This window comes from Brevibacterium iodinum ATCC 49514 (assembly GCF_900169265.1).
GTDB lineage: Bacteria > Actinomycetota > Actinomycetes > Actinomycetales > Brevibacteriaceae > Brevibacterium > Brevibacterium iodinum.
This window is the reverse complement of the sequence record NZ_FXYX01000047.1, coordinates 1-6,085: the sequence shown is the minus strand read 5'-3', so window position 1 is coordinate 6,085 and position 6,085 is coordinate 1. Positions and strand designations below refer to the sequence as shown.

Sequence of the window (6,085 nt, the reverse complement as noted above, 5' to 3'; positions counted from 1 at the left end):
AGAAAATAAAATGTTCTGGCATCACAACTTGTTCAAACAAACACGCTATTGGATTCTCAAACCACAAACACACACCCATCACCACACCACACAAATACGCAGCATGTTCACTGGGGGTATCAGTTTCTGTTTACACTTTTCGTCTTGCGACTCGCTGTGCCAGCGGATATCTACTCTACATGGTTGTTCTGATCCGCGCAACTCGAAGTTCATCTTCGGTTTGCCCGTATCGTTCCCGATCAGAGCGACTGTTGCCGTTCCTTGCGGCCTGGCAACCTGGACAACAATACACACATCCTCGGCCACCTGCAAAACCGCTCCGGCCGTGCACACTCCCCCGCTTGGAAGAACCCCGAGAGCTCGGGGGAAAGTCTGCGCCGCACAGCGTCAAGAGAGCCCTACGCCACGGGTTCGGCGAGTTCCGGAGAATCGTTGCGAACGTTTCCGACCGCTTTGCCGACCTTGTGCCGAGTGACGCTGGCAGGATCAACCCGATCGAGTGTCGCCGCCAACAGGTCCGGCACATCATTCGTCAGGACTCCAGGGTCGATCCAGTCACTGATCTGGTCGCGCCCGAGGAACACGGGCATCCGATGGTGGACATCGCCGAGGTGCCCCGCGGACTCCATCGTCAGGATCGTCGTGGAGACCAACCAGGCCGCATCCGGCTGCTTCCAGAATTCGAAGAGTCCCGCCATGAAGAGGGGATCCTCGCCGGCAGCGGTCATCATCCATGGCTGCTTGCCGTCTGCTGTGTTCTCCCATTCGTAATAGCCCGCAATCGGCAGAGCACAGCGACGACGTCGGATGGCCTGCCGGAACATCGGCTTCTCGAGCACTGTCTCGGAACGGGCATTGAATGCCTTGAAGCCGATTTTGGGATCTTTCGCCCACGCCGGCACCAGCCCCCAGGACGCGGTTTCGAGACGGCGATGCAGTTGACCATCCTCGTCGAGTCGTTCGACGACGATCGGCACGAATGACCCGGGGGGCACATTGAAGCGCGGCGCGTAGTCATAGGAGACGACATCCAACCGCAGCTCATCAGCGAGATCCGCCGGATCGAGAGACATATTGAGTCGACCGCACATGCGCCCATCTTCTCACTTCACTACACTGTCGACAATGGCGGCAGAAGAGAATACAAGTACGGGGTTCGACCCGATCGAAGAGTCCCGTCGACAATGGTTGGCCCACGGATGGGACGACGCAGCCGATGGAATGACGACAGTGATCTCAGTGATGAGGATCCACCAGCTGTTCCTGGCTCGAGTCGATGCCGCACTCAAGCCCTTCGCGCTGACGTTCTCGCGCTATGAAGTCCTCACTCTCCTATCCTTCACACGAGCCGGAACCCTGCCGATGTCGAAGATCTCCGCTCGACTGCAGGTGCATGCGACCTCGACGACGAACTCTGTCGACCGCCTTGAGAAGGCCGGCCTCGTCGCCAGACGCAGCCACCCCGACGATCGCCGAACGACGCTCGTCGACCTCACTGATGCCGGCCGCGAGCTCGCCGCTCAAGCGACGAAGGCACTCAACGCCGAGGTCTTCTCTTCCCCCGATTTCACCGGGATCGACCTCGACTCCCTGCTCCCCCACCTCGAAACACTGCGCTCGGGACTCGAAGCCGGCGCCTGAGCCGACCGAAGCCGGCCGCCGAACTGACCATCATCGGCCAACGGGCCGCCTCGGCGAGAAATTAGTTGGATGTCCAAGTAATATGGACGTATCGTGGTGTCGATCACCAAATACGCGTCCGATTCTTGGAGGAATCATGTCCCGCAGTACAGCCGCTGCCCTACCTTTCGGTCTCACTGACGAACAGCAGACCGTCGCCGGGATGGTGCGTGAGTTCGCCGATACCGAAGTCGCCCCACACGCCCTTGGATGGGACGCCGAACATTTCTTCCCCGTCGACGTCATCAGGAAGTCTGCCGAACTCGGAATGGGCGGCATCTACGTCAGTGAGGAGTCCGGTGGAACCGGAATGGGCCGGATGGATGCTGCGCTGATTTTCGAGGCGATGTCGACCGGATGCCCCTCAGTCGCAGCCTATATCTCCATCCACAACATGGTCGCGTGGATGATCGACAAGTTCGGCAACGACGAGCAGAAGACCACGTACCTCGAGAAGCTCGTCTCCATGGAGCATCTCGGCAGCTACTGCCTGACCGAGCCCAATGCCGGCTCCGATGCGGCCGCCCTGCGGACCTCCGCCCGCGAGGACGGCGACCACTATGTGCTCAACGGAGTCAAGCAGTTCATCTCCGGCGCCGGCACCTCGGATACCTACCTCGTCATGGCCCGCACCGGTCAGGACGGAGCACGTGGAATCTCAGCCTTCATCCTCGAGAAGGGCATGGAGGGTCTGAGCTTCGGCCCCAATGAGCAGAAGATGGGTTGGCGCGCCCAGCCGACCCGACAGGTGATCATGGAGAACGTGCGGGTTCCGAAGGAGAACATGCTCGGCGCACCCGGTCAGGGGTTCAAGATCGCGATGTCCGGGCTCGACGGCGGACGTCTCAATATCGGCGCCTGCTCGCTCGGCGGCGGTCAGGCCGCGCTCGAGAAGGCCATCGCCTATATGGGTGAGCGCCAGGCCTTCGGCACCGAGCTCTCCGGATTCCAGGCTCTGCGCTTCGAAGTCGCTCAGATGCAGGCCGACCTCGAGGGTGCTCGTTCTCTGCTGTGGCGGGCCGCGAGCGCCTACGACGCGGGCGATCCGAACACCTCTCTGCTCTCGGCCATGGCCAAACTAAAGGCCACCGACACCGGTTTCGACGTCGCGAACAGAGCACTCCAGTTGCACGGCGGCTACGGCTATCTGACAGAGTATGGAATTGAGAAGCTGGTGCGTGACCTGCGAGTCCACCAGATTCTGGAAGGCACCAACGAAATCATGCGCGTGATCATCTCGCGCAAGAGCACAGGAGTGGGCTGATATGACAGAACCTTCGGCAGAACAGGCGGACGCCTCCGTCATCACCTCGGTATCCAACGGGGTCGGCCGAATCGAACTCAACCGACCGAAGCTGATCAATGCGCTCAGCCAGGACATGGTCGCACGCATCGATGACGCGCTCAAAGCTTGGCACGACGACGATGCGGTCAAGCTCGTCCTCGTCACCGGCCGCGGAGAACGCGGTCTGTGTGCAGGCGGCGACATCAAGGCCGTGTACAACGACATCGTGGCCGGCAGCGACGAGAACGCGAGATTCTGGAACCGCGAATACAAGATGAACTTCGCGATCTCCGAGTTCCCCAAGCCCTACGTCGTCATCATGAACGGCATCACGATGGGCGGCGGCGTCGGCATCTCCGGACACGGATCGCACCGCATCGTCACCGATTCGACGAAGGTCGGAATGCCGGAGACCGGAATCGGGCTGTTCCCCGACGTCGGCGGCACCCATCTGCTGGCCAACGCCCCCGGAGAGCTCGGCACCCACCTTGCGCTGACCGGGCAGCCCGTCGGGGCCGGCGCTGCGATCGCACTGGGCCTCGCCGACTACTTCGTCCCCGACGCGCAGATCCCCGATCTCATCGCCGACCTCACCGCTGGTGAGGACCTCGACGCCGTTATCGGCCGATACTCGATCGATGTTCCGGAGAGCGAACTCGCCGAGGCGGCCGACTGGATCAACGCCTGCTACGTCGGCGACGACGCCGAAGCCATCGTCGCGGCCCTCGCCGCACACGAGAACCACGATGCCCAGGCCACCGCCGAGCTCATCGGCACGAAGGCCCCTACCTCGGTGAAGGTGACCCTGGCCGCGGTCCGGAACGCCGCATCGATGACCCTGGCCGACGTCCTCGAACAGGACTACCGGGTCGCCGTCACTCTCACCGGCCTGCCGGACCTCAAGGAGGGCATCCGGGCGCAGGTCATCGACAAGGACCGCAACCCGCAGTGGAGTCCCGCCTCGTTGGCCGAGGTCACCGACGAACAGGTTCAGTCCATCCTCACCACCGACCACGAAGACAAGGTGTTCTCATGAGCGAATTCGAAACCATCCTCACCGACGTCGCCGACGGCGTCGCCACCATCACGATCAACCGACCGAAGGCGCTCAATGCGCTCAATCTGCAGGTGCTCACCGACATCACCGATGCCGCGACCGCCTACGACGCCGACGACTCGATCAAGGCGATCATCATCACCGGCAGCGAGAAGGCCTTCGCCGCCGGTGCCGATATCAAGGAGATGTCGAGCCTCGACTTCTCGACCGCGTACAAGGCCGACTGGTTCGCCGGGTGGACCCGGCTGACCGATGTGCGCAAGCCGGTCGTCACCGCCGTCGGCGGCTACGCGCTGGGCGGCGGCTGCGAACTGGCGATGATGGGCGACATCCTCATCGCATCGACCAAGGCGAAGTTCGGACAGCCCGAGATCAACCTTGGTGTGCTCCCGGGCATGGGCGGATCGCAGCGGCTGACCCGCGCCATCGGCAAGGCCAAGGCCATGGACATGTGCCTGACAGGCCGGATGATGGGCGCCGAGGAGGCCGAACGTTCCGGACTCGTCGCTCGCATCGTCGAACCCGAAGCGCTCTTGGACACGGCCAACGAGATCGCGCAGACGATCGCGTCGAAGTCCCGCATCGCCTCGGCGATGGTCAAGGAAGCGGTGAACACCGCATTCGAGACGACCCTGGAGCAGGGACTGCGCTACGAGCGCCGACTCTTCCATTCGTCCTTGGCCACGAATGATCAGTCCGAGGGCATGGCCGCCTTCGTCGAGAAGCGGGACCCGAACTTCACGGATTCCTGATCAAATTCCTTACGATTGCCGAAGGCGCAGACTCCTCCGAGAGTCTGCGCCTTCGTCGTCTGGCCAGCCGAAAGGCGGACCAGGAGACGAAAGAGAATGTGTTCCGTATCGCATTTAACAATCGTTCGGTTAGAGTGAGTGTATGCATTCATCTTCGCAAGGAGGCACCGTGACAAGCTTCACCGATCTGCGCTCCCAACTCCGTCTGCCCGTCGTCGGCTCCCCAATGTTCATCGCCTCGGGGCCCGAATTGGTCAAGGCTCAGTGCCAGGCCGGAATCGTTGGGTCCTTCCCTTCTCTCAATGCCCGTCCGGCCTCGCAGCTGACCGACTGGCTCGATGAGATCTCCGAGTCGAACGCCGCCCACACTGCGGCGAATCCGCAGCAGCCGGCCGCTCCGTTCGCGGTCAACCTCATCGTCCACCGATCGAACAATCGCCTCGAGGAGGACCTCGCCGAGGTGGTCCGCCACCAGGTGCCGATCGTCATCACCTCGCTCGGTGCCCGTGAAGAGGTCAACGATGCGGTCCATTCATACGGCGGCGTCGTCCTCCACGACGTCATCAACAACCGCTTCGCCAACAAGGCCGTCGAGAAGGGCGCCGACGGAGTCATCGCCGTGGCCGCCGGTGCCGGCGGCCACGCCGGGGCGCAGTCGCCGTTCGCCCTGGTCCAGGAGATCCGGTCCTGGTTCGATGGTCCCCTGTTGCTGTCGGGCGCCATCGCCCACGGCCGTTCGATCCTTGCGGCTCTGGCCGCTGGTGCCGATTTCGCCTACATCGGCTCGGCCTTCCTCTCCACGCCCGAGGCGAATGTCGTCGACGACTATCGGTCGATGATCGTCGAATCCGGCGCCGACGACGTCGTGTACTCGAACTACTTCACCGGTGTGAAGGGCAACTACCTGCGCGGGTCCATCGTCGCCTCGGGCCTCGACCCGGACAATCTGCCCGACGCCGATCCCACGAAGATGGACTTCAGCTCGTCTTCGGGTTCGGACTCGAAGGCCTGGAAAGACATCTGGGGCTCGGGACAGGGCATCGGTGCGCTCGGCCAGCAGCGGACGACCGCCGAGCTCGTCGAGACCTTCGCTGCTCAGTTCGACGAGGCGAAGCAGCAGCTGCAGGCGCAGCTGGGCTGATCCGACCGAGCGCCTCAGCCCCAATTGCTACCTGACGGCGGCCCAGCAACCTCGCGCTGTGAGTATTGACAGTGGCTGGTCTGGGACTGGCTGGCAGAGTAGGTGTTGGCCTCTCCGTCCAGTGATCGTGACTCCACCTCGCGCTGACCCACACCGTGGTGTCTTGCCCT

At 62.6% G+C, this 6,085-nt stretch carries 6 protein-coding genes; 5 read left to right on the top strand and 1 reads right to left on the bottom strand.

All coding sequences use genetic code 11. The features are described 5' to 3' along the window. Positions 1-398: 398 nt before the first annotated feature. Positions 399-1,073, bottom strand: a complete 675-nt coding sequence (locus BI49514_RS16050; RefSeq protein WP_244195047.1) for an SOS response-associated peptidase — start codon at positions 1,071-1,073, stop codon at positions 399-401. A gap of 52 nt (positions 1,074-1,125) precedes the next feature. On the opposite strand from BI49514_RS16050, the gene BI49514_RS16045 reads away from it, so the two are divergent. From BI49514_RS16045 to BI49514_RS16025, 5 genes are all read left to right on the top strand, one after another. After that, entirely contained in the window at positions 1,126-1,641 is a 516-nt protein-coding gene (locus tag BI49514_RS16045) for a MarR family winged helix-turn-helix transcriptional regulator (protein WP_101547455.1), read from the top strand. Positions 1,642-1,777: 136 nt separating this feature from the next. Continuing rightward, the gene (locus BI49514_RS16040; protein ID WP_101547454.1) at positions 1,778-2,944 is read left to right on the top strand and encodes an acyl-CoA dehydrogenase family protein; all 1,167 of its coding nucleotides are present in this window, start codon (positions 1,778-1,780) and stop codon (positions 2,942-2,944) included. A gap of 1 nt (position 2,945) precedes the next feature. Beyond that, a complete protein-coding gene (locus BI49514_RS16035) occupies positions 2,946-4,001 on the top strand; it encodes an enoyl-CoA hydratase/isomerase family protein (protein WP_101547453.1) in 1,056 nt (351 codons plus the stop codon). Continuing rightward, complete coding sequence (locus tag BI49514_RS16030) at positions 3,998-4,774, top strand: enoyl-CoA hydratase (RefSeq protein WP_101547452.1); 777 nt, start codon at positions 3,998-4,000, stop codon at positions 4,772-4,774. Before BI49514_RS16035 ends, BI49514_RS16030 begins: the two co-directional genes overlap by 4 nt. Before the next feature lie 169 nt (positions 4,775-4,943). Then, entirely contained in the window at positions 4,944-5,915 is a 972-nt protein-coding gene (locus BI49514_RS16025) for an NAD(P)H-dependent flavin oxidoreductase (RefSeq protein ID WP_244195046.1), read from the top strand. Positions 5,916-6,085: the final 170 nt, after the last annotated feature.